16 protein-coding genes are annotated in these 23,711 nt (G+C 70.4%); 8 read left to right on the top strand and 8 right to left on the bottom strand.

Annotated elements, in window-relative coordinates:
* Window positions 1-220: 220 nt before the first annotated feature.
* Window positions 221-2,185, bottom strand: a complete 1,965-nt coding sequence (locus ACGFH9_RS26060) for a penicillin-binding transpeptidase domain-containing protein (RefSeq protein WP_393224092.1) — start codon at window positions 2,183-2,185, stop codon at window positions 221-223.
* Between the two features lie 285 nt (window positions 2,186-2,470).
* Here ACGFH9_RS26060 and ACGFH9_RS26055 point away from each other — a divergent pair, with 285 nt between their 5' ends.
* The gene (locus ACGFH9_RS26055; protein WP_393224089.1) at window positions 2,471-7,552 is read left to right on the top strand and encodes an NAD-glutamate dehydrogenase; all 5,082 of its coding nucleotides are present in this window, start codon (window positions 2,471-2,473) and stop codon (window positions 7,550-7,552) included.
* A gap of 73 nt (window positions 7,553-7,625) precedes the next feature.
* On the opposite strand, the gene ACGFH9_RS26050 is transcribed toward ACGFH9_RS26055, so the two are convergent.
* Both ACGFH9_RS26050 and ACGFH9_RS26045 read right to left on the bottom strand, forming a co-directional pair.
* Entirely contained in the window at window positions 7,626-8,315 is a 690-nt protein-coding gene (locus ACGFH9_RS26050) for a class F sortase (RefSeq protein WP_393224086.1), read from the bottom strand.
* Window position 8,316: 1 nt separating this feature from the next.
* Window positions 8,317-9,462 carry a hypothetical protein gene (locus tag ACGFH9_RS26045; protein ID WP_393224083.1) on the bottom strand — a complete coding sequence of 382 codons (1,146 nt, stop codon included), beginning with the start codon at window positions 9,460-9,462 and terminating at the stop codon, window positions 8,317-8,319.
* Between the two features lie 584 nt (window positions 9,463-10,046).
* On the opposite strand from ACGFH9_RS26045, the gene ACGFH9_RS26040 reads away from it, so the two are divergent.
* Window positions 10,047-11,870, top strand: a complete 1,824-nt coding sequence (locus tag ACGFH9_RS26040) for a glycoside hydrolase family 6 protein (RefSeq protein WP_393224080.1) — start codon at window positions 10,047-10,049, stop codon at window positions 11,868-11,870.
* 128 nt (window positions 11,871-11,998) lie between these two features.
* Here the strand turns inward: ACGFH9_RS26040 and ACGFH9_RS26035 are convergent, their stop codons facing one another.
* From ACGFH9_RS26035 to ACGFH9_RS26015, 5 genes are all read right to left on the bottom strand, one after another.
* Window positions 11,999-12,385, bottom strand: a complete 387-nt coding sequence (locus ACGFH9_RS26035; protein ID WP_393224077.1) for a hypothetical protein — start codon at window positions 12,383-12,385, stop codon at window positions 11,999-12,001.
* A gap of 120 nt (window positions 12,386-12,505) precedes the next feature.
* Window positions 12,506-12,814: a hypothetical protein gene (locus tag ACGFH9_RS26030; protein WP_355241911.1), complete on the bottom strand. Its 309-nt coding sequence runs from the start codon at window positions 12,812-12,814 to the stop codon at window positions 12,506-12,508.
* A gap of 15 nt (window positions 12,815-12,829) precedes the next feature.
* On the bottom strand, window positions 12,830-14,488 hold the full coding sequence (locus ACGFH9_RS26025; protein ID WP_393224073.1) for a sodium:solute symporter family protein: 1,659 nt from the start codon (window positions 14,486-14,488) through the stop codon (window positions 12,830-12,832).
* A 421-nt stretch (window positions 14,489-14,909) separates the two neighbouring features.
* On the bottom strand, window positions 14,910-15,788 hold the full coding sequence (locus tag ACGFH9_RS26020) for a hypothetical protein (protein WP_393224070.1): 879 nt from the start codon (window positions 15,786-15,788) through the stop codon (window positions 14,910-14,912).
* Between the two features lie 11 nt (window positions 15,789-15,799).
* A complete protein-coding gene (locus ACGFH9_RS26015; protein ID WP_393224107.1) occupies window positions 15,800-16,399 on the bottom strand; it encodes a hypothetical protein in 600 nt (199 codons plus the stop codon).
* A 420-nt stretch (window positions 16,400-16,819) separates the two neighbouring features.
* Here ACGFH9_RS26015 and ACGFH9_RS26010 point away from each other — a divergent pair, with 420 nt between their 5' ends.
* From ACGFH9_RS26010 to ACGFH9_RS25985, 6 genes are all read left to right on the top strand, one after another.
* Complete coding sequence (locus ACGFH9_RS26010; protein WP_393224067.1) at window positions 16,820-19,237, top strand: nitrate- and nitrite sensing domain-containing protein; 2,418 nt, start codon at window positions 16,820-16,822, stop codon at window positions 19,235-19,237.
* A complete protein-coding gene (locus tag ACGFH9_RS26005; protein ID WP_393224065.1) occupies window positions 19,237-19,659 on the top strand; it encodes a roadblock/LC7 domain-containing protein in 423 nt (140 codons plus the stop codon). Before ACGFH9_RS26010 ends, ACGFH9_RS26005 begins: the two co-directional genes overlap by 1 nt.
* Entirely contained in the window at window positions 19,649-20,035 is a 387-nt protein-coding gene (locus ACGFH9_RS26000; protein ID WP_355241893.1) for a DUF742 domain-containing protein, read from the top strand. Before ACGFH9_RS26005 ends, ACGFH9_RS26000 begins: the two co-directional genes overlap by 11 nt.
* Complete coding sequence (locus ACGFH9_RS25995; RefSeq protein ID WP_393224061.1) at window positions 20,016-20,618, top strand: ATP/GTP-binding protein; 603 nt, start codon at window positions 20,016-20,018, stop codon at window positions 20,616-20,618. Before ACGFH9_RS26000 ends, ACGFH9_RS25995 begins: the two co-directional genes overlap by 20 nt.
* Before the next feature lie 113 nt (window positions 20,619-20,731).
* A complete protein-coding gene (locus ACGFH9_RS25990; protein ID WP_393224058.1) occupies window positions 20,732-21,769 on the top strand; it encodes a lactonase family protein in 1,038 nt (345 codons plus the stop codon).
* A gap of 165 nt (window positions 21,770-21,934) precedes the next feature.
* A complete protein-coding gene (locus ACGFH9_RS25985; RefSeq protein WP_393224055.1) occupies window positions 21,935-23,689 on the top strand; it encodes a substrate-binding domain-containing protein in 1,755 nt (584 codons plus the stop codon).
* Window positions 23,690-23,711: the final 22 nt, after the last annotated feature.

The following is a 23,711-nucleotide window of genomic DNA, read 5'->3' as shown; positions in this document are numbered from 1 at the left end:
CTCGTACGGATCAAGGAAGCACGACGTCAGCGAGCGACCGACACGATTTTCAGCCCGGAACGGGCCACCTCGCCAGAGGCGACAAGGACTAACCCCAGCCCCCCAGCCCCTCCCGCCCCCCCCCGCTCAACTCGGTGATCAAGAAGTTTGCGTCAAGATTCCGCTCAAATCTGACGCAAACTTCTTGATCGACGAGGACGGGGGAGGGGGTGGGGTGGGATCAGGAAGTGGGGAGGGCGCGGAGGAAGCGCTCTGCGATCGGGACGGCCGTGTCGGTGCTGGAGCCGCCCTTCTCCACGAACACGGCGAACGCGACATCGCCCCGCCAGCCCACGATCCACGCGTGCGTGTGCGCCGGGTTGTCGTCGAACTCGGCGGTGCCGGTCTTGCCGTACACCGCGCCGCCCGGGACGTCCTTGAGCGCGGTGGCCGTACCGGTGGTGACCACCTCACGCATCATCGTGCGCAAGGCCTCGACCGACTGCGGCTTGAGTGGTCCGTCGGTCGCGGCCGGCTTCGCCGGCGCAGGGTCGACCAGCAGCTTCGGCTGGATGAAGGCGCCCCGGGCGACGGCCGCCGTGGCGCCGGCCATGGCCAGGGGGCTGACCAGGGTGGTGCCCTGGCCGAACGACGCGGCGGCCTGCTCGGCTGGGCTACCGCCGGTCGACACCTTGCCGGTGAAGGCGTCCACTCCGAGATCCCACTGCCCCTCCAGCCCCAGCGAGCGGCCGGCGGCGGCCAAACCGTCACCACCGAGCTTCGGAGCCAGCGAGGCGAAGGCCGTGTTGCAGGACTTCGCGAAGTCGGTGCGGAACGGCACGGAGCCCAGCTCGAAGTTGTTCGAGTTCTTGAAGGACCGACCGTCGACGGTGAAGGTCTTCTTGCACTCCACCGGGCCGTTCAGGGTGACCGCGCCCCGGTCCAGCAGGCCCAACGCGCTGACCATCTTGAACGTGGAGCCCGGTGGCACCTGCGCGGTGAAGGCCAGGTTCTCGCCGGCCGAGCCGGGGCCGTTCGCGGCGGCGAGCACCGCGCCGTCGCTGACCCGTACCGCGACCACCGCGGCGCGGTGCGACTCCGCGCGCAGTGCCCCGTCGGCGGCGTTCTGGGTGGCCACGTCCAGGGTGGTCTTCAGCGCCTGGCCGGGTTGCGGCTCGCGGCGGAACAGTTCGGTGCCGGTGGGCGCCAGCTTGCCGTCCTCGGCGGGCCGCTCGACCAGGACGGTCAGCCCAGGTGCGCCGCGCAGCCGCTCGTCGTAGCGGCCCTGCAAACCGCCGTGTCCGACCAGGTCGCCGGCGACGTACCTGTCGGGGTGGGCGGCGAGGTCGTCGGCCTGCGCCTGGTCGACGCTGCCGAGCAGGGCGCGGGCGAACTCCCGCGTCGGCGCCAGGTCGAGCTTCTCGGAGACGAACTTGGTGCCGGGCAGGTCGTAGATGCGGGGTCTGATCTGCTTGTACGCGTCCTCGCGCAGGGTCACCACCTCGACGAAGGCACCCGGATCCGACTCGGCGACGCGCTTGGGTAGATCGGCCAGGTCGACGCCCGGGACCAGCACCGGACGGATCGCCTTGAAGGCCGCGTCGAAGTCCTTGACCAGCTTGTCGATGTCGGTGACCTCACTGGGCTGCACACCCACCCGCACCACCGGGCGCGGCGACACGATCGGCTTGCCGGCCGCGTCCAGCACACCGGCCCGGGGGCCGGTGTCGCGGCGGAGCCCCAACCGGTCGCCCTTGACGAGCTTCTCGTGGAGCACCCGTGGCTCCCACATCACCTGCCACTGGTCGTCGTCGCCCTGAACGAGCCGTAGCTCCCGGTCGTACGTCCAGTGGGTCTGGCCCGGCAGCGACCAGTCCACCCGGACGGTGGTGGTCGCGATGTTCTTGGTGATCTTCGGCTCGCCCTGCCGGCTGAGCGCGGGCGGGGTGGCTGCCAGCTCGCCGGACAGCTCCTGGATCTCCTTGCTCACCTCGGCCGCCGGCACCTTGGCGCCGGTCGTGTCGACCATTGCGACCGCCTGTAGGTCGCCGCTGCGCCAGCCGGCGAGGAAGGCGTCCGCGGCCTTGTCCGGTCCGTCGTCGCCGGAGCACGCTGCCAGGACACCGGCGGTGAGCAGGGACGCGGTGAGCGCGGCCAACCGTCGTGTGCGGTTCGGCCGGTGGGGGTGAGGGTAGAACAAGGTCATGAAGGTGTCCTTCCGATTTCGTGCTGCCCTGCACGGTAGTACGCGAACGCTGTCCGCAACGTCCCGTGAAGCCCTCTACGTGCGGAAAGACGGGCCGGGCCGGTGTGATGAACATCGCGCGGCGGGGTATCCCGCAACCGGCCAACCTCGGACCCGCAACGGGTGAAAGGACGAAGTCCCGATCCGACGTCCGGCTGGCGGTCCGCTGACGTAGGCGGCACACGGCAGGCCTAGGCTGGGCGGCAGAGTGACCCACAACGCGGTGGGTCGAGGGGAGTGGCACCGATGGACCGGCGTCCGGCGATCAAACCGGAACCCGACCTCCGGCAGAATGACACCGGCCGGGACGACGACAGCTTCGATTCGGCGACCGACGGGGACGGCTACGGCCGGCTCGACACGGGCGTCACCGGGCTGACCGGGTCGAGCATCGACACCATCTACGATCTGGGCCTGCCGACCGAGGCGTTGGCCGACGACGTGGAGGACGCCGAGCTCGACGAGCCCGTACCCAACGCGGAGCGGCTGGTGGCCCAGGCCGTCGCGCTCGCCGGGGACGACCACGACGCGGCGACCCTGGTCGGCCGCTTCTGGCGGTTCGCCCCGGACGAGGAGCTGGTCGGGTTCACGGCGGAGGAGATGCTCGACGCGGCCCGTGCGCACCGGGACCTCGCGCAGCAGCGGGTGCCCGGCGAGTTGAAGCTCCGCATCCACGAGCCTTACGCCGACCAGCACCACACGGTCGTCGAGATCGTCACCGATGACATGCCGTTCCTGGTCGACTCGGTGACCGCGCTGCTCAACTCGTACCACCTGGACGTCCACCTGCTGGTGCACCCGCTGGTGGTGGTCCGGCGCGAGCCGCTGGGCCGTCTCACCGAGGTTTCGGCGGACGTGGAACCGGACGACGCGATCGCCGGCGACATCGTCGAGAGCTGGATGCGGGTCGAGATCGACCCGGTCCGGGACGCGGCCGAGCGGGACCGGTTGCGGCGTGAGCTGCAACGGGTGCTCACCGACGTTCGGGAGGCGGTGGAGGACTGGCCGAAGATGCGCCAGCGGGCCCTCGCGCTCGCCGACGAGCTGGCCTCGGCCCGCACCTCGGACAACCGTCCGCCGGTGCCGGAGAAGGACATCACCGACTCGGTGGAGCTGCTGCGCTGGCTCGCGCACGACCACTTCACGTTCCTCGGCTACCGCGAGTACCGGCTGGTGGACGCCCCGGACGGGAACCCCTCCGACCCGGTGGACGGCAAGGCCCTCGAAGCCGTGCTCGGCACCGGGCTGGGCATCCTGCGCTCGGACTCACCGGACGCCCGGTCGCTGTCGTCGATGACGTCCGAGGCGCACGAGAAGGTGCTGGAGAAGCGCCTGCTCATCATCACCAAGGCCAACTCGCGGGCCACCGTGCACCGTTCGGCGTACCTGGACTACATCGGCTTCAAGATCTTCAACGAGTTCGGCGAGGTCATCGGTGAGCGGCGCTTCCTCGGCCTGTTCTCCACCGCCGCGTACCGGACCAGCGTCCGGGAGCTGCCGGTGGTGCGCCGCAAGGTCGCCGAGGTGCTCGACCGCTCCGGCCTGAGTCGGCGCAGTCACTCCGGCAAGGACCTGCTCCAGATCCTGGAGACCTATCCGCGTGACGAGCTGTTCCAGATCAAGACCGACGACCTGTACCACGCGGTGGTCGGTGTGCTGCGGATGGCGGGCCGGCGGCAGCTGCGGGTGTTCCTGCGGCGCGACGCGTACGGGCGGTTCATCTCCTGCCTGATCTACCTTCCCCGCGACCGGTTCACCACGCAGAACCGGCTGCGCATGCAGGAGATCCTGCTGCGGGAGCTGAACGGTGTCGGGGTGGACTACACGACCCGGGTCACCGAGTCGATGCTCGCCCGGATCCACTACATCGTCCGTACCGATCCGACCCGGCCGCCCGGTGAGATCGACGCCGACCTGCTGGCCGAGGAGCTGGCCGACGCCACCCGACTCTGGGACGACGACTACCGGCTGGTGCTGGAGCGCAAGCTCGGCGACGAGCAGGCCAAGCACCTGTTCACCCGGTACGCCGACGCGTTCCCGGAGGGCTACAAGGACGGGCACACGCCGTACGAGGCGATGAAGGACCTGGCCAAGCTGGAGCTGCTGGAGGAGCCCGGCCAGCTCGAGATGCACCTGTTCCGCAAGCAGCTCGCGCCCCGGCCGGGCACCCGCGTGCCCGGCGCCGACCTGGCCGACGAGATGAACGTGCGGTTCAAGGTCTACCGGTACGGCGAGCCGATGATGCTCTCCGCCGTGCTGCCCGTGCTGCACTCGCTCGGCGTACGGGTGGTCGACGAGCACCCGTACGAGGTGGACCGGATCGACGGCCGGGTCTACCTGTACGACTTCGGCCTGATGCTGCCCGAGGGGCACCACGAGCTGGCCGAGGTACGCCCGCACGTGGAGAACGCGTTCGCGGCGGCCTGGCGCGGCGAGGCCGAGGTGGACCGGTTCAACGAGCTGGTGCTGCGCGCCGGGCTGACCTGGCGGCAGGTGGTGGTGCTGCGGGCGTACGCCAAGTACCTGCGGCAGGCCGGCACGGTCTTCTCGCAGGACTACATGGAGCAGACCTTCATCGCGTACCCGAAGCTCGCCAGCCTGTTGGTGGAGCTGTTCGAGACGCGGTTCGCGCCGGGGGAGCTGACCGCCGAGCAGCGGCAGCAGCGCAGCGGGGAACTGGTGGAGACGATCCGGGGCGCGCTGGACGACGTGGCCAGCCTCGACCAGGACCGCATCCTGCGTTCGTACCTCACGCTCATCGAGGCGACCCTGCGGACCAGCTTCTACCAGAAGCCGGTCGGCGGGCGGCCGAAGGCGTACGTGGCGTTCAAGCTGGACCCGCAGGCCATCCCGGACCTGCCGGCGCCCCGCCCCAAGTTCGAGATCTTCGTCTACTCGCCCCGGTTCGAGGGCGTGCACCTGCGGTTCGGGCCGGTGGCCCGGGGCGGGTTGCGCTGGTCCGACCGTCGGGAGGACTTCCGGACCGAGGTGCTCGGCCTGGTCAAGGCGCAGATGGTGAAGAACACGGTCATCGTGCCGGTGGGCGCCAAGGGCGGCTTCGTGCTGAAGCAGAAGCCGGGGGACCGGGACGAGGCGGTCGCCTGCTACCAGGAGTTCGTCGGCGCGATGCTGGACGTCACCGACAACATCGTCAGCGGGCAGATCGTGCCGCCCGACGACGTGGTCCGGCACGACGGCGACGACCCGTACCTGGTGGTCGCCGCGGACAAGGGCACCGCCACGTTCTCCGACATCGCCAACGAGATCTCCGTGGCGCACAACTTCTGGATGGGCGACGCGTTCGCCTCCGGTGGTTCGGCCGGGTACGACCACAAGAAGATGGGCATCACCGCCCGGGGCGCCTGGGAGTCCGTGAAGCGGCACTTCCGGGAGCTGGGCCTGGACACCCAGACCCAGGACTTCACGGTGGTGGGCGTCGGGGACATGTCCGGCGACGTGTTCGGCAACGGGATGCTGCTCTCCGAGCACATCCGGTTGGTGGCCGCGTTCGACCACCGGCACATCTTCCTCGACCCCGACCCGGACGCCGCCACCTCGTACGCGGAGCGTCGGCGGCTGTTCGACCTGCCCCGATCCTCCTGGGAGGACTACAACCCGGAGCTGATCTCGGCCGGGGGTGGCATCTTCCCGCGTACCGCGAAGTCGATCCCGATCACGCCGCAGGTCGGGGCGGCGATCGGCCTCGACGACGACGTGACGCAGCTGTCGCCGCAGGAGTTGATGAAGGCGATCGTCACCGCTCCGGTGGACCTGTTCTGGAACGGCGGCATCGGCACATACGTCAAGGCGTCCACCCAGACCAACGCCGAGGTGGGCGACAAGTCCAACGACGCGATCCGGGTGGACGGGCGCAACCTGCGCTGCCGGGTGGCGGGCGAGGGCGGCAACCTGGGCTGGACCCAGCTCGGCCGGATCGAGTATGCGTTGACCGGTGGCCGGATCTTCTCGGACTTCATCGACAACGCGGCAGGTGTGGACACCTCCGACCACGAGGTGAACATCAAGATCCTGCTGAACACCGCGGTGGCCGACGGCGAGTTGACCACTGCCGACCGGGACGAGCTGCTGGCCACGATGACCGACGAGGTCGCCGAGCTGGTGCTGCGGGACAACTACGACCAGGCTCGGGCGATCAACAACGCCCAGGCCCAGGCCACGTCGCTGCTCCCGGTGCACCGTCGGATGATCAACGAGTTGGAGCGGTCCGGCGCGTTGGACCGGTCGCTGGAGGCGCTACCGCCGGACGAGGAACTGGCGGTCCGCAGCGAGTCGGGCCTGACCGCGCCGGAGTTCGCGGTGCTGCTCGCGTACGTGAAGATCGTCCTTGAACGGGAGATCCTCACCGACGGGCTGGCCGACGAGGAGTGGACGTCCGAGGTCCTGGTCAACTATTTCCCGACGCCGATGCGCGAGCGGTTCGCCGACCGGATGGGACGGCACCGGCTGCGCCGCGACATCGTGACCACCGTGCTGGTCAACGAGGCGATCAACCGGGGCGGCATCTCGTTCGTCTTCCGGGTCGTCGAGGAGACTGCGGCCAGCGCCGCGGACGTGATCCGGGCGTACGTGGTGGTCCGCGAGGTGTTCGGGCTGCGTGACCTGTGGGACGCGGTGGAGGCGCTGGACAACAAGGTGTCTCCGGAGTTGCAGACCAGCGTCTACCTGGACACCCGTCGACTGCTCGACCGTGCGGTGCGCTGGCTGGTCACCAACCGGCGTTCGCCGATCGACGTGCCGACCGAGGTCGCCCGCCTGCGGGACGGGGTGGCTCGGCTGCTGCCGGGGATGGAGGAGCTGTTCTACGGCAGCGAGCGGCAGGGCATCGTGGCGCACATCGACTCGATGACCGAGCGTGGGCTGCCCCGCGACCTGGCGGAGCGGGCGACCCGGCTGATGTACAGCTTCGGCCTGCTGGACGTGGTGGAGACCGCGACCCGCAGCGGGCGGGACGTCGGCGAGGTGGCCTCGGTCTACTTCGTGCTCTCCGACCTGTTCCGGGTGGACTCGCTGCTGTCGAAGATCTCCCTGCTGCCGCGTGAGGACCGCTGGCAGACCCTCGCGCGGATGGCGCTGCGCTACGACCTGTACGCCGCGTTGGCGGCGCTCACTGCGGAGGTGCTCGACTCCACTCCGGAGGAGTTGCCGCCGCACGAGCGGGTGCAGCAGTGGGAACAGTCCAACGCGACGTCGATCCACCGGGCCCAGCGAGCGATGGGGGAGTTCGACGAGTCGCGGGCGGACCTCGCCGCGCTGTCCGTGCTGCTGCGCCAGATCCGCACCCTGGTGCGGACGTCGGCCGCCGCCTGAGTCGCTACGCCGGACGCGGTCCGGCCGGTCGGGTCAACCCCGACCGGCCGGACCTTTCCCGTGTACGTCCGGGTCACGCCGCCAGGGTGGCGAAGACGACCACGTTGTCGCGGTAGCTGCGCGCGGTCTCGTCGAACTGGCCGCCGCACGTCACCACCCGCAGCCCGGGCCGGTCGTTCGGCCCGTAGACCAACTCGGTGGGAAAGGACGTCTTCGGGTACGACTTCACCGAGTCGACCCGGAACGTCGCCGGCTGACCGTCCGCCCGCCGCACGGTGATCGTGTCACCGGGCACGAGCGAGCCGAGGTCGAAGAAGACGGCCGGGCCGAGCTTCGCCGAGTCCACGTGCCCGACGATGACCGCGTTACCGGTCTCGCCGGGGCTCGCGCCCGGCTCGTACCAACCAGCCTGGTCGGCCTGCTCCAGCGGGGGAACCTGGACGGTGCCGTCCGGGTTGGTGCCGAGCGACATGATCGTCGCGTCGACGCCGATCCGAGGGATCTCGATGGTGGTCGGGGCGGATCGGGTGAGCCCTGCCGGGGCTGCCTCCCCGTCGACGGATGGGACGTCGCTGTCGGCGACCGCCGGACCGGTGACCTGGGGACCGGCCTGGGCCAGCGGCTGCGGGGGGCGGGGAGCGGGCGGAGTCTTCAACGAGGCGCCGATCATGCCTGCGCCGATCATGGCAAGGGTGACGACGACGGCCGCGCCGGCGGCACGCCACGGTCTCCCGTGACGGCCGCCGGCCCGTGTCGTCGTCACGTCAGACGAGCGAACCATCGGTCCGCCGACGACGCATCAGCACGATCCCGCCGAGCGCGGCAGCGCCGAGCAGGCTCGCGCCACCGGTGGCCAGGCCACGGTCGGTGCCGGTGCTGGCGCCGCCGTCACCACCGTCGACACCACCGTGGGGCAGGACGACCAGTTCGCCTTCGCCGCACGAGCCCTTGAGCTCGTAGCGACCCGGCTTGGCGTCCTTGTCGACCTTGGCCTCGCCGTAGTACACGAACTCGCGCTCGTCGTCCCGGCTGTCCTCGCCACGGCCGTGGTCGGAGCCGTACTCGCGGTCCTCGGAGTCCCGGCCCTTGTCGGAGCCGTACTCGTCGTCCGAGCCGGACTCGTGGCCCTTGGACTCCCAGCTCTTGTCCGAGCCGTACTCGTCGTCGGAGCCGTATTCGTGGCCCTTGGACTCGTGGCCCTTGGACTCCCAGCCCTTGTCCGAGCCGTACTCGTCGTCGGAGCCGTACTCGTCGTCGGAGCCGTACTCGTGGCCCTTGGACTCCCAGTCCTTCTTGTCTTCGTCCTTGGACTCCCAGTCCTTCTTGTCGCGGCTGTCATCCGCGTCCTGGCCGTGCTCCTCGCCCTTCCAGTCCTTGCTGTCCTCGTCCTCGTCTTCGTAGGCGTCGGCGGCAGCGCCGCCGCCCTGGCCACCGGGCTGGGCGTCGGCGGGCGGCTGCGACTTGTCGTCGCCGTTGTCACCCTTGTCGCCGTCCTTGCCCTTGTCGCCGTCCTTGCCCTCGTGGTCCTTGCCCTTGTCGTCGTCCTTGCCGTGCTCGTCCTTGCCCTTGTCGTCGTCCTTGCCGTGCTCGTCCTTGCCCTTGTCGTCGTGGTCGTAGGAGTCTTCCTCCTCGCTCCACTCGCCGCGGTCCTCACCCCGGTCGTCGCGCGCCGGCTTGAGCTTGACCTTGCCGGTGACCTTGGACCACACGTACGCGTGCTCCTGCCTGTCCGGGCAGATCTCGAGGAGCTTGACCTCGTCGCCGGCCTTCACGACGTGCGGCTTGGCGTAGACCTTGCCGTCCTCGTCGTGGTGCCCGTCAGCGAACGCGATCCCCGGCGCGAACACCAGGAGCGACGCGCCACCAAGGGCGGCGCCCGCAACGACCTTCCCGAGCATCTTCTTAGCCATGACCTGCGTCACTCCATCCCTGTTGTCCTGAGCTCGGCGACAACCGAGCTACGACCGACGTTAGACGTTTTCATGACCTATGAAGGGAAAGATTCGCGTTTCGACCTTTGCTGATGGTAAGCGTAGAAGGAGTGATACATGGCTTTCACCGCTCGCACTGCCACCCCGGGTGCTCCCCGCCCGCCCGGGTCGACCGGCCTGTTGCTGACCTGCGGCGTGCTACCGCCCACGCACGTCCGGTAGTCGGCGATCTGTGCCGCTCGCGTCACTCGGGGGTATCGTCCGAGTTGAGGGCGGGCAACGCATCGAGGCATTGCCATGGAAGCGCTCCCATGCAAGAATCGGCGCACGCGGTTCGGGGAGCCACACCGCGCAGGCAGGGCGTCGAGGGCATCCGGTTAGCCGGACGACAACCGGCCGCCGAGCGGTCGGCCCACGCCGGCCAATCACCACCACCACCGCCCGTCCGGGTCGGGCACCCCCCAATGAATCCCGTGGCGCCGGAGGCCGTCCGTGCAGGACGCCCGCCGGGCCGTCTCGCCGGGCCGTACGCGAGCCCGGTCTCGCCCAAGGAGATCAGTGGCATGAATGTGTGGAGAAGGCTGTCCGGCCCACGCCGGACCCTAGCGCTCGCCGGCGCGGGCGTTCTGGTCGCCGGCGGGCTGGTGACAATCCCGGTTACCGCGGCGCAGGCCGCGACGCAGTGCGACATCGCGTACGCGACCAATGACTGGCAGGGCGGCTTCACTGCCAACATCACCATCAAGAACCTCGGCGACCCGGTCAACGGCTGGACGCTCGGCTGGACCTTCCCCAACTCCAGCCAGCGCGTGCAGCAGGGCTGGTCGGCCACCTTCACCCAGTCCGGCAGCCAGGTCACCGCGCGCAGCATGTCGTACAACGGCACCCTCGCGACCGGCGCTTCGACGACCCTCGGGTTCAACGGCGCGTGGAGCGGCAGCAACCCGAAGCCGACCTCGTTCACCCTGAACGGTGTGGTCTGCAACGGTGGCACCGGCAACCCGACCACCCCGCCGCCCACCACGCCCCCGCCGACGACGCCCCCGCCCACCACGCCTCCGCCCACGACGCCTCCGCCCACGACGCCTCCGCCCACCACGGGGCCGCCGCCGACCACCCCGCCCCCCGGGACCAAGGTCGACAACCCGTACGCCGGTGTACCCGGATACGTGAACCCGGAGTGGAAGGCCAAGGCGGACGCCGAGCCCGGCGGTAGCCGCGTCTCGAACAATCCCACCGCCGTCTGGCTGGACCGGATCGCCGCGATCAACGGCACGCCGAACAGCAGCTCCAACGGTGCCTTCGGGGTGAAGGACCACCTGGACGAGGCGCTGCGTCAGGGCGCCGGTTACATCCAGTTCGTGATCTACAACCTGCCCGGCCGCGACTGCTCCGCGCTCGCCTCGAACGGCGAGCTGGGCCCGGACGAGCTGCCCCGCTACAAGTCCGAGTACATCGACCCGATCGCCGCGATCCAGAGCGACTCGAAGTACCGGAACATCAGGATCATCAACGTCATCGAGATCGACTCGCTGCCGAACCTCGTGACCAACACGTCCGGCCAGGCCGGCGGCACGGTCATGTGTGACACGGTCAAGGCCAACGGCGCGTACGTCAACGGCGTCGGCTACGCCCTCGCCAAGCTGGGCGCGATCGGCAACGTCTACAACTACATCGACGCCGGGCACCACGGCTGGCTCGGTTGGGACAGCAACTTCGGCCCGACCGCCGACATCCTGAAGACCGCCGCCGTCGCCTCCGGCAGCACGGTCAACAACGTGCACGGCTTCATCACCAACACCGCGAACTACTCGGCGCTCGTCGAGCCGAACTTCAAGATCACTGACAACGTCAACGGCCAGACGGTGCGACAGTCCAAGTGGGTCGACTGGAACTACTACGTCGACGAGCTGTCCTTCGCCCAGGCGTTCCGGACCAAGCTGATCTCGGTTGGCTTCAACTCCAACATCGGCATGCTGATCGACACGTCCCGCAACGGCTGGGGCGGTGCCAACCGGCCCACCGGCCCGGGCGCGACGACCAGCGTCGACACGTACGTCAACGGTGGCCGGATCGACCGCCGGGCGCACGCCGGCAACTGGTGCAACCAGGCTGGCGCTGGTCTCGGCGAGCGGCCTCGGGCGAACCCGGCCACGGGTATCGACGCCTACGTCTGGGTGAAGCCCCCGGGCGAGTCGGACGGCTCCAGCGCGGAGATCCCGAACAACGAGGGCAAGGGCTTCGACCGGATGTGCGACCCGACGTACGGCGGCAACGCCCGTAACGGCAACAACCCGACCGGGGCGCTGGCGAACGCGCCGATCTCCGGTGCGTGGTTCTCGGCCCAGTTCCGGGAGCTGATGCAGAACGCCTACCCGGCGCTCTGACCGGACAGCTCATGCGCCAACCCGCCGCCGGCAGTAGGTGAGGCACTGCTGGCGGCAGGTTTCCCCGGGGTCCCCGGTCCGACCATCACGGTCGGGCCGGGGACCCCCCTTTGGTGCCTGTCCCAGCGTCAGGGCACGGTGCGCTCGATCGCCGAACGACCCTGCTCGGCCAGGTCGCGACGGGCCTTCTCCAGGTTCTCCGGCGTGAGGTCCTGCCCGCGGGCCATCACCAGGTCCTCCGGCTCCCAGGGCTGCTCGGAGCCGGTACGGATGTTGTCGCCGCCCGCGCCGGTGCCCGTTCCGGTGGCACCGGTGCCGGCGGCGTACGGATCGCCGATCAGGTCGTCGGTGTCCGGGGCGAGGTCCTTCGGCTGGTCGCGGGGTTCGATGAAGGTCGGTGTGTCACTGTCGGGGCCACCCCCGGTCCGCAATTCCAGGACGGTGCTGTCGTCGTCCACGGCAGCGGCCGTCTGCGGGCTCTCCTCCAACGGCGGTCGGCGGTCGCGATCGGTCATGGTGCTGCCTCCTGTGTCCGACAGGTTGCCTGATCCCCCCTCGCGTACCCGGTGCAGGAGCGCCCATGCGCGACGCCGGCGCCGTCCGTGTGGACGACGCCGGCGGCGGACCGGGTTGATTCAGTGGTCGGACTGCTGCTCGTTCGCGGACGGCGCCTCGGCTGGTCGTAGCCACTGCCAGAGCAGCATGAGCAGCCCGAAGGCGAGCATCACGAGCCCGGCCCACAGGTTGATGCGGACGCCCTCGGCCTTGTCGATCTCGGCCCGGCTGTCGAAGACGCCGATCAGCGTCACGATGACCCCGTACGCCACGAAGAGGCCACCGATCACCCGGCGGATGTCGAACAGGCGGGCGGCGGCGGAGCGGCGTTCCTCCGCCTGTGTCTCGTCGATCAGCGGGTCCTGCGCCGGCTGGCCGTCGTTGCTCATCTGCCGACTCCTTTCCTAGAAGACCGGGATGTAGAAGAGGGCGGCGAGCGCGACCGCGATCACGCCCAGCAGCACGGGGGAGCGGTACCAGACGGCGTCTCCGGCGAGCACGTCGCCCTTCAGGTCGACGCCGCCCATTCCGTAGACCAGTCCGCGCAGCTCCTCGTCGCGCTTGGCTGCCGTGAGCGGAGTGAGGATCGCGGCGACCACCGCCACGGTGACGAACGCGATGCCGGCGCCCCAGAAGCTCTCCTCCAGGTCGGAGTTGAAGTCGATCACGCCGCCCTTGTAGAGCAGGTAGGTCGCCAGCGACGCCAACGTGCCGAGCAACAGTGACCAGAATCCGGCCAGCGCGCTCATCCGCTTCCAGAACATGCCGATGATGAACGTGGCGAACAGCGGCGCGTTGAACAGCGAGAAGAGCGCCTGGATGTAGTTCATGATGTTGCTGAACCCGGACGCGATGAACGCCGTACCGATGCCGATCACCACGGCGGCGACCGTCGCCCACCGACCGATGCGCAGGTAGTACTCGTCGGATCGGCCCCGGCGGACGTACGCCTGCCAGATGTCGTAGGTGAAGACGGTGTTGAAGCCACTCACGTTGGCCGCCATGCCGGCCATGAACGACGCGAGCAGGCCGGTGACCGCCACCCCGAGGACGCCGTTGGGCAGCAGGTCCCGCATGAGCAGCGGAATCGCGTTGTTGTACTGCAGGTCGCCCTTGTCCGCGCCGAGCCCCTTCACCGTCACGAGTGCGACGAGGCCGGGGATGATCGTGACCAGGGGGATGAACAGCTTCGGGTACGCGGCGATGATCGGCGTACGCCGGGCGGCGCTCATGTTCTTCGCCGACAGCGCCCGCTGCACCTCGGCGAAGTTCGTCGTCCAGTAACCGAACGAGAGCACGAAGCCGAGACCGAAGACGATGCCGATCCACTGCGCGCCGAGCGGGTTGTCGGTGCTGCCGGTGTCCTGCCAGGCGTGCAGACCCGCCTCACCGAGCTTCGAGTCCCGGACCGCGTCCATCAGCCCGCCGACCCCGCCGACCTTGACCAGACCGATCACGGTGACCGGGATGAGGCCGGCCAGGATGACGAAGAACTGGAGCACCTCGTTGTAGATCGCGCCGGACAGGCCACCGATGGTGATGTACGCCAGCACGATCGCCGCCCCGACCACGATCGCCGTCCAGAGCGGCCAGCCGAGCAGCGCCTGCATGACCAGGGCCAGCGCGTAGAGGTTCACGCCGGCGATCAGCACCTGGGCGACGGCGAAGCTGAGCGCGTTCAGCAGGTGCGTCGGTCGGTTGAAGCGCAGCCGCAGGTACTCGGGCACGCTGCGGACCTTCGACCCGTAGTAGAAGGGCATCATCACGATGCCCAGGAAGACCATCGCCGGCACCGCGCCGATCCAGTAGTAGTGGACCGTCATGACGCCGTACTGGGCGCCGTTGGCCGCCATGCCGATGATCTCCAGCGCCCCCAGGTTCGCGGAGACGAACGCGAGGCCGGTCACCCAGGCGGGCAGGGAGCGGCCGGAGAGGAAGAAGTCGACGCTGGTCCGGATCGCCCGACGGGCGGCGAAGCCGACCCCGAGGACGGTGACGAAGTACAGCGCGAGAATCAGGTAGTCCAGCCCGTTCATGTTGAGCCGGAGGCCGCCACCGTCCATCTCGTCACCCCTCGTCCGACGTTGGCACCGGATTTGATGCGCGCGCCCTATTACCCCGTAGACGGACTTTCACGCCTGCCTGTCTGATCCGTGGGCTTCCGGCCCTCCCGCGCGGTCTTTCGTGGCGTACCCCCTTTGGGCCGCCTTGGCGGCGGCGGCGGCGGCAGCAGCAGCAGCAGCGGCAGCGGCGGTGCGAGGCCTCGGTGTGGGTCCTTTGCTCTGCTTCAGCGGAGGAAACAGCGCGCGTCCGTTATCCGGACACCGGGTGTTGCCTATGGTGAAGCAGAGCAAAGGGGCTGCTCGGCACCCGGCGCGCTCGCCCGCTGCACCGCCCGCTCGATCAAGCGCCCAACTTGTCGGCGCGGACGTAGAACGGGGCGCCCGGCCGTTGTCGGCCGGACGCCCCGTTGGGTTTGGTCGGTCAACGACCCAGGACGCGGTCCAGGAAGTCCCGGTAGTTGCGAACTGCCATCCGCAGCTGCTCGGTGTCCGCCGAGCCGGTGTCCTGCCATCCACCCAGCGTGTTCTTCTGCGCGGCCAGCGCCGAGGCGAGAGCCTGGATGGCCTCCTCGACCAGCGCCTGCGCCTCGCCGGCCGCGGCCTGCGGATCGTCGACGAAACGTAGCTGCACGTCCCGCCAGCGGTCCCGGAAGCCCTGCGCGGTGTCCCCGTCGAGGAGTGTGGCCGCGTCGGTGGCGACTGTCGAACCGGCGGGCCGCGACGTGCCGGCCGACTCCAGCGAGGCGCCGGTGCCCTCGGTGGCGACCGGGTCGGCGTCCGCGTCCGGGTCGACCATCTCCGGCGAGGCGCTGCCGTACCCGGCCGCGTCCGGATCGCCGGCCCAGTCGGTCAGGTCACTGCGGCGCTCCGGCGCGCCGTCCGTGCTTCCCGGCACGACGACGGTACGTCGGTCGTCGACGTCCAGGTCGGTCTCGTCGCTCTCGGGCGTGGCGTCACCGTCGACCTCCGCGAAGTCGTCGCGGCGGTGCAGTTCGGCGGTGGGGTCGGCACGCAACCCCTCCCGCTCGCCGTCCTCGGCGCCGTCGCCCGGCGCGGCGGTCCGCTCGGCCCGCGGGTCGGGCTGGTCCTGCGGACGCGGGCTGGCCAGGGCGGACGCGGCCACCGCGTCGGCGACAGTCGTCGCACCGAACGCGGTCGGAAGCGGGCCCGGCTCGTGGAATCCGCCCTCGTCGTCGGGCTGGTTCCGCCGGTCGGTGCTGTCGGTCGGCGGGACCGGAACCGGCGCGGACCGGACGGCCTCCGGATGGTCGTTACTCACCTGCTGCTCTTCGTGGCGCATCGGTGGCCTCCTCAGCGGCTCGTGGCGTCGTGCGGAGTGTCCGGGTGGGAACGCTGTTCGGGCGTGCGCTGACCGACGGGCTCCTCGCCGAGCAGGTCGGCGAAGAGCGCCCGGTAGTGCACGACCGCCTGGCGCAGCTCCTCGGTGCTCGCCTCGCCCCGGGAGTTCCGCAGGTGGATCTCGTGCGCGTCCCGGTAGTTGGTCAGCGTGCGGGCGTGCTCCACGGAGAGGTGGGCGATCTGGTCGGAGAAGTCCCCTGTCGGGTAGCCCCGCTCCTCGACGAGCCGGGTGACCAGTTCGTCCGCGTCGCCCACGGTCTCGCCCGGCGAGTCGATGAAGCGGATCTGGAGCTCTTCCCAAGCGGCGGCGTAGCGAGCCCGGGATTCCGGGTTGAGCGGAGTGAGCGTGAGCTCGGCGTGCCGGCGTTCCCGGTCGCGTAGCTCGCGCTCCGCGGCGGACCGGCTCTCCTGCTCCTGGACCACCCGGTCGTACTCCGGCCCGAACCGGCTGCGCAGCGCACGGCGGCGACCGATCGTCCGGACGGCAACGGCGATCGCCGCGATGATCACCAGCACGACGAGCACGATGACGACTATCTGCGTGGGCGACATAAGCTCCTCCTTCGTCATCTGGTATTCCCTCCGCGTACTGATCGCCAATCCCGATCCGAGGGACTTTCCTCGCCGATCGCGGTCCCGGGTCGCCGTAGCTGACAGAAACCTGACTCATTCCAGATAGACGGTGTGGGTGGGCTGTGCACCGGCGTACGACATCGCCGGCAACGTCCGATCCCTTCCCGCCCAGCACCAGCGCCCCGGGCAGTGCGGCGGCGCGGCGTTCGACGGAACGGCGGGAGCGCGCTCCGCAGCACCGGTGTCGCCGCCAGGGCGGTAGTGCAACCGGGCGTGATTACGTATCCTGCCCAAGGCGCGCGCGCCGGTGCCCGGCCCGACGGCCGGGTACGCGATCGGCGAGCGCGCTGCCCGGCGGTGCCGGCGCCCCTCCTGCCACCCCTTTCCGGGCGAGGTCCGATGAAAACCCGCGACTGGCCGATCCGCTCGAAGCTGACCGCGTTGGTCGTCGCGCCCGTGACGGCGCTCCTCGCGCTGTGGATCTTCGCGACGACGTTGACCTTCGGTCCCGCTCTGAACCTGCTCTCCGCGCGCACGCTGCTGTACGACCTGGGTCGCCCCGGCGAGGCGGTGGTGACCGAGCTGCAACACGAGCGTCGACTGTCGGTGGTGCAGCTCGCCGGGGACACCGAACTGCCCGCATTGGCCGAGCAGCGGCTGCGTACGGACCGGGCGGTCGCCGAGCTGCGTCGCCGCGTCGAGGGGGAGGCGTTGCGCGACGCCGCCGACGACCTGCTTCAGGACCGCGTCGACCGGCTGGTCACCGCTCTGGCGGCGCTGCCGACGGGGCGGGACTTCATCGACGACGGGATGATGGACCGCGCGGGTGCCATCGGCCTCTACAGCGGCATCGTCGCGGCGGCCTTCCAGGCGTTCTCCGCGACGGCGAATCTGAGCGATCCCGCCATCAACCGGCAGGCGCTGGCCCTCACCACGCTGGGCCGCTCCCGGGAATTGCTCGGCCAGACAGACGCCATGCTGGCCGGGGTGCTGACCGCCGGGAAGTTCGCCAACTCCGAGCACGCGCTGCTCGTACAGACCATCGGCAACCAGCGGTGGCTCACCGAGAGCGCGGTGGCCGACCTGCCCGAGGCCGCGCGCACCGCGTTCCAACGGCTCAGCGAGAGCCGCGACTTCACCAGCCTGCGGGCCATGCAGGACGCGCTGATCGCGGCCAACAGGTCCGGCCGGCCACCGGTCGACGCCGCGTCGTGGCAGGCCAGCCACGACGCCGTACAGCGGCAGTTGCGCGACTTCGAGCTGGCCGAGGCCGACAACCTCACCGACCGCTCGGTGCCGATGGCCGTCGGGATCCTGGTCCGGCTCGCCGCCGCCGGGATTCTCGGTCTCGTCGCCGTGGTGGTGTCGGTGCTGGTCGCGCTGCGGGTCGGCCGCACCCTGGTCCGGCGGCTCAGCGGCGTCCGTACCGCCGCCCTCGAACTGGCCGAGCACCGACTGCCCGACGTGGTGACCCGGCTGCGTCGCGGCGAGCAGGTCGACGTCGCCCGCGAGGCGCCACCCCTGGAGTACGGTCACGACGAGATCGGCGAGGTCGGGCGGGCCTTCACCGAGGTGCAGCGCACCGCCGTCCAGGCCGCCGTGGACGAGGTCACCCTGCGCCGAGGTCTCAACGAGGTGTTCCTCAACATCGCCCGCCGCAGTCAGGGCCTGGTGCATCGGCAGCTGCACCTGCTGGACCGGATGGAGCGACGCGCCGAGGACCCGGACGAGTTGGCCGAACTGTTCCAGGTGGACCACCTGGCCACCCGGCTCCGCCGGCACGCCGAGGACCTGGTCATCCTGGCCGGCTCCGCGCCGGGCCGGGGGTGGCGCAACCCGGTCGCGATGGTCGACCTGGTCCGCGGCGCGATCAGCGAGGTCGAGGCGTACGACCGGGTGGACATCACCGCCGTGCAGCCGGCCGGCGTGCTGGGCCGGGCGGTCGGCGACATCATCCACCTGCTCGCCGAACTGGTCGAGAACGCCACCGCCTTCTCCCCGCCGGACACCCGGGTGACCATCACCGGTGAGCAGACCCCCGAGGGGTACGTCCTGTCGGTCACCGATCAGGGGCTGGGCATGTCCGCCGCCGCGCTGGAGAACGCCAACACGCGGCTGACGAGCTCACCGGAGTTCGACCCGGCGCAGAGTGCCCGCCTCGGCCTGTTCGTGGTGGCCCGGTTGGCGGCGCGGCACTCCGTACGCGTACGACTGCGGTCCCCCGAGGACGGCGGCGTCACCGCGGTGGTGCTGATTCCCACGGACCTGGTCACCGCCGAGCCGCCGGCCGGCCCCGACCCGGCCTCGCTGCCGGCCGCGCCGGGTGATCGCCGGCTGATCCGACCCGTACGCCGAAGCGCAGCTCCCCGGCCGCGCGCCGGCCGTACCGGCTCGTCCTCGGTCGTGACCAGCGACCCGCCCACCCTCACCCTGCCCACAGGCTCGACGTCCGACGGTTCGGCCGGGAACAGCGAGTCAATCCCGGACACGGCGGCGGACGATCTCGATGGACTGCCCCGCCGGGTACGTCGGCGCACGCCCAACGCCCTGACCCGGTCCACTGCCGCCGACATGCCGTCGCCCCGGTCGCCGGAGGAGGTACGCCGGGTGATGGCGGCCCTGCAGGCGGGTACCGCCCGAGGTCGGGCTACCGTCGTCGCCCCGGGCACGACGGCGCGGCGCGGTGCACCCGCGGCTCCGCCCTCCGCAGCGCCGGCGACCCCGGCCGCTGCGCCGACGGCGGCCCCCGATGCGGTGCCCGCCGCCGACGCGCCCCCGACGGCCTCCGAACCGACCGCGACTGAGAGGGACGCCTAGTGCGGGAAACGACGAAGCAGAGCCCCGGCCTCGACTGGTTGCTCGACGAGCTGGTGCAACGGGTACCGGCCGCCCGGGAGGCGGTGGTGCTCTCCGCCGACGGACTGCTGCTCGGCTCGTCGGCCGAGTTGGAGCGCTCCGACGCCGAGCACCTCTGCGCGCTCGCCGCCGGCTTCTCCAGCCTGGCGCGGGGTGCGAGTCACCACGTGGACGGCGGTCCCGTCCGGCAGACCGTGGTGGAGATGGAGTCGGCGTACCTCTTCGTCACCACCGCCGGGCAGGGCACCTGCCTGGCCGTGGTGAGCGACGCGGACGCGGACATCGGCCTGGTCGCGTACGAGATGGCGATGCTTGTCATCCGGGTGGGGGAGAACCTGACCGCGTCGGCCCGACCGTCCGCGGATGCCGGTGATGCGGACTGAGCCGCCCGGCCCCCAGCACGAGTGGCTGGACGGCGACGCGGGCCCGGTGGTCCGCCCGTACACGCTCACCGGTGGTCGGGTGCGCTCCGCCGCAGGGTTCGACCTGGTCGCGTTCGTGCTGGCCGGCGCCGGCCACGACGCTGCGGCCCACCCGCAGTTACCGCCGGAGCACCGACGGCTGGTGGCGTTGGCCGGTCACCCCGTGTCGGTGGCCGAGCTGGCGGCCGAGCTGGACCTCGCGGTCGGCGTGATCCGGGTGCTGCTCGGGGACCTTCTGGCGCAGGGACTGGTCGCGGTGCACGAACCGCCGACCGGTGGCGACATTCCCAACGACGACATCCTCAAGGCGGTGGTCAGTGGACTCCGTGCGCTATGACCATGCGGGCTCAGCTGTCACCGTCCCGCTGGCACTGAAGATCCTCATCGCGGGGGGCTTCGGTGCCGGCAAGACGACGCTGGTGAGTGCGTTGAGCGAGGTCCGGCCGTTGCAGACCGAGGAGGTGCTGACCGACGCCGGAATCGGCACCGACGACCTCTCGGGGGTGGAGGGCAAGACGACCACCACCGTGGCGATGGACTTCGGCCGGATCACCATCAACGACGACCTGCAGGTGTACCTGTTCGGCACGCCCGGCCAGGACCGGTTCTGGTTCCTCTGGGACGAGTTGGCCTTCGGTGCGCTCGGCGCGGTGGTGCTCGCCGACACCCGACGGCTGGCCGACTGCTTCCCCTCCATCGACTACTTCGAGCAGCGTGGCATCCCGTTCGTGGTGGGGGTGAACTGTTTCGAGGACACCCGTCGCTTCGATCTGGAGACCGTACGCCGAGCGCTCGACCTGGACCCGGACGTACCGATGGTGCTCTGCGACGCCCGGGACCGGCAGTCCGGCAAGCTGGTGTTGATCTCGCTGGTCGAGCACGTGGCCCGGCAGCGCGGCGAGCCGGCGCCGGCGACCTGAGCCGTCGCCGGGCGTCCGGCGCACCGACCGGGCGTCGGAAAGCCGGTTAGCCGGTCGGCGTCGTGGGCAGCTCTGGTTGGATCTACGGAGATGTCGGCGCGAAGGGGTGCAGCGTGACTGGTCAGCACGAGATCGTCCATATCGGGGGTTACACCGCGCAGAGCGGCGGGCGGGCCAGCGGCATCGTCGCTGCCCAGCGGGACCCGGCCACCGGGGCTCTGACCCCTATCGGCACGGTGGCGGTCACGCCGTCGCCGTCGTTCCTCGTGCGGCACCCCACCCAGCCGGTGCTCTACGCGGTCAACGAGTTGACCGACGGCCAGGTCAGCGCCTGGCGGGTCGGACCGGACGGCGCGCTGGACGCGCTCGGCAGCTTCTCGACCGGCGGTGCCGAGCCCTGCCACCTGGCGGTGCTGTCCGACGGGGGGCACCTGGTGGCGGCCAACTACGGCAGTGGGAGTGTCGCGGTCTTCCCGCTGGACGCGCAGGGCGCGCCCGGTGAGCGCACCGATCTCGTGGTGCACGAGGGCCACGGCGCCGACCCGGAACGCCAGGACCGGGCGCACGCCCACATGGTCGATCCGGACCGCGGCGGGGGGCCGCTGCTGGCGGTGGATCTCGGCACCGACTCGGTCTACCGGTACGACCTGGACACCGCGAGCGGGCGGCTGGTGCCGCGCGGTCCGCGGATGCGCACGGTGCCGGGCACCGGGCCCCGGCACCTGGCCCGTCATCCCGACGGCCAGCGCTGCTACCTGGTCGGCGAGCTGGATGCTTCGGTCACCGCGTACGGGTTGTCCGACGATGGCGCGCTGCATCAGCGGGGTCGGGTCGACGCGAGCGGCCGGACCGGTCACGTGCAGCCGTCGGAGGTCGCGGTCGACGAGGACGGGCGTTTCCTCTACGTCGCGAACCGGGGTGTCGGCACCATCGCCGTGTTCGACCTGGCCGGTGAGCTTCCCGCGCTGGTGTCCGAAGTGGACACCGGTGGAGAGTGGCCGCGACACTTCGCGCTGATCGGGGAGCACCTCTACGTCGCCGACGAGCGGGCGGACATGGTGCGGGTGTTCCGGCGGGACGCGAGCACCGGCATCCCGACCCCGGTCGGCGAGCCCGTTTCGGTGGCGAGCCCGACGTGCGTCCTTCCGTAAGGCGGACATTCGACGGACGTGAATGCGAGAGCCGGACCGGTTTGGCGACGCCGTGGGGCGGATTCATCACTCTCTGTCGCTAAATGGTGATCAACTGTTTCTCCTGCGTAACTTTAGTCCGAACGGATGTGGCAGAGACGACACCTAATACGCAAGATGGTCAGCGTGTCTGCAGGCCGCCATCGAATGCGCTCGAAACTTCATCTAGCAGCCGCCGCCGCGACGGTGACGGTTCTCGTCGTCACCACCGGCGTCTGGTTCGGCTACAAGGAGCTGATCCAGCCCAGCTGTTCAGGGGAGATCCGGCTCGCCGTGGCGGTCGCCTCCGAGCTGGCCCCCGCGGTGGACGCCGCCGCCTCCCAGTGGGTCAAGGACGGTGCAGCGGTCGGCCCGACCTGCATCCGTGTCGATGTCTCGGCGTCCGACCCGGTCGACGTGGCCGCCGTGGTGGCCGCGAAGCACGGCGCGGTGCTCGCCGGCGTCGGGCAGGCCAGCGGCACGGCCGTCACCCCGGACGTCTGGGTGCCGGACTCCTCGACCTGGCTGCTGCGCCTCAAGAAGGACGCGACGGCGTTCGCGCCGACCAACGGCGCCTCCATCGCGCGCAGCCCCGTCGTCGTGGCGATGCCCGAGCCGGTGGCCACGAGGCTCGGCTGGCCCAACGCCAAGTTCACCTGGACCGATCTGCTCAAGCAGGTCAACAGCAGCAAACCGCTGCGTACCGGAATCGTCGAGCCGACCCGGGACGCGGCGGGCCTGTCCGGCCTGCTCTCGCTGACCACGGCCGCCAGCGGCGGCGGCGGCGACGCCCAGCGCAACACTGTCGGGGCGCTGCGGGCGCTGGCCACGGGCCGCTCCTCGCTCCGCAACGACCTGCTGGCCCGCTTCCCGACCGCCACGGACCCGACCTCGATCGCCAGCGCTCTCGGTGCGGCTGCGCTGTCCGAGGAAGACGTGATCGCGTACAACAACAAGAAGCCTCCGGTGCCGCTCGCCGCGCTCTATATGGAGCCGGCCCCGATGCCGCTGGACTACCCGTACGCGGTGCTGCCCGGCATCGAGCCGACCAAGGCGGCGGCGGCGAAGGTGCTGTACGAGCTGCTCACCGCCCCGAAGTTCCGTGACCGCCTGGCGGCACAGTCGCTGCGCGGGCCGGACGGCAGTTGGGGTGCCGGCTTCAACGCGCCGCAGGGCGCCCCGAGTCCGGCCGGTGGCGCGTCGAGCGCCCCGGCGGCCGGCGGCACGGCGGCGGGCGGGTTGGACCCGGCCGCGATACAGCGTGTCGTGTCCAGTTGGTCGATCGCCACCCAGTCCGGCCGGATGCTCGCCGTCATCGACGTCTCCGGCTCGATGAAGGACGAGGTGCCCAGCGCCAACAACCGCAGCCGCGAGGAGGTCACCGTGGACGCGGCCCGCCGCGGCCTCGGGCTCTTCGACGACTCCTGGTCCATCGGCCTGTGGACCTTCTCCACCAAGCTCGTCGGCAACCGGGACTATCGCGAGCTGGTGCCGATCGGGCCGCTCTCCGGCCAGCGGGCCCAGTTGGAGGGCGCGCTCGCCACCGTCAAGCCGTCCAGCGGTGACACCGGCCTCTACGACACGATGCTGGCCGCGTACCAGGCGGTGCAGGAGGACTGGCAGCCCGGCCGGGTCAACTCGATCGTGCTGTTCACCGACGGCAAGAACGAGGACGACGACGGTCTCAACCAGCAGCAGTTGCTTGCCAGGCTCAAGCAGATCGCCGACCCGGAGCGGCCGGTCCAGGTCATCATGATCGGTATCGGCGAGGGTGTCAGCAAGGCCGAGCTGGAGTCGATCACCAAGGTGACCGGCGGCGACGTCTTCGTCACCAAGGACCCGAGCGAGATCGGCAGCATCTTCCTCACCGCAATCGCACGGCGCCCACCAGCACCGCGCTGACCCGCCGCACAGCACAGGAACC

The organism is Micromonospora sp. NPDC049102, from assembly GCF_043197485.1.
Classification (GTDB): domain Bacteria; phylum Actinomycetota; class Actinomycetes; order Mycobacteriales; family Micromonosporaceae; genus Micromonospora.
The sequence above is the reverse complement of the archived record's forward strand: the minus strand, read 5'-3'. Positions and strand labels throughout refer to the sequence as shown.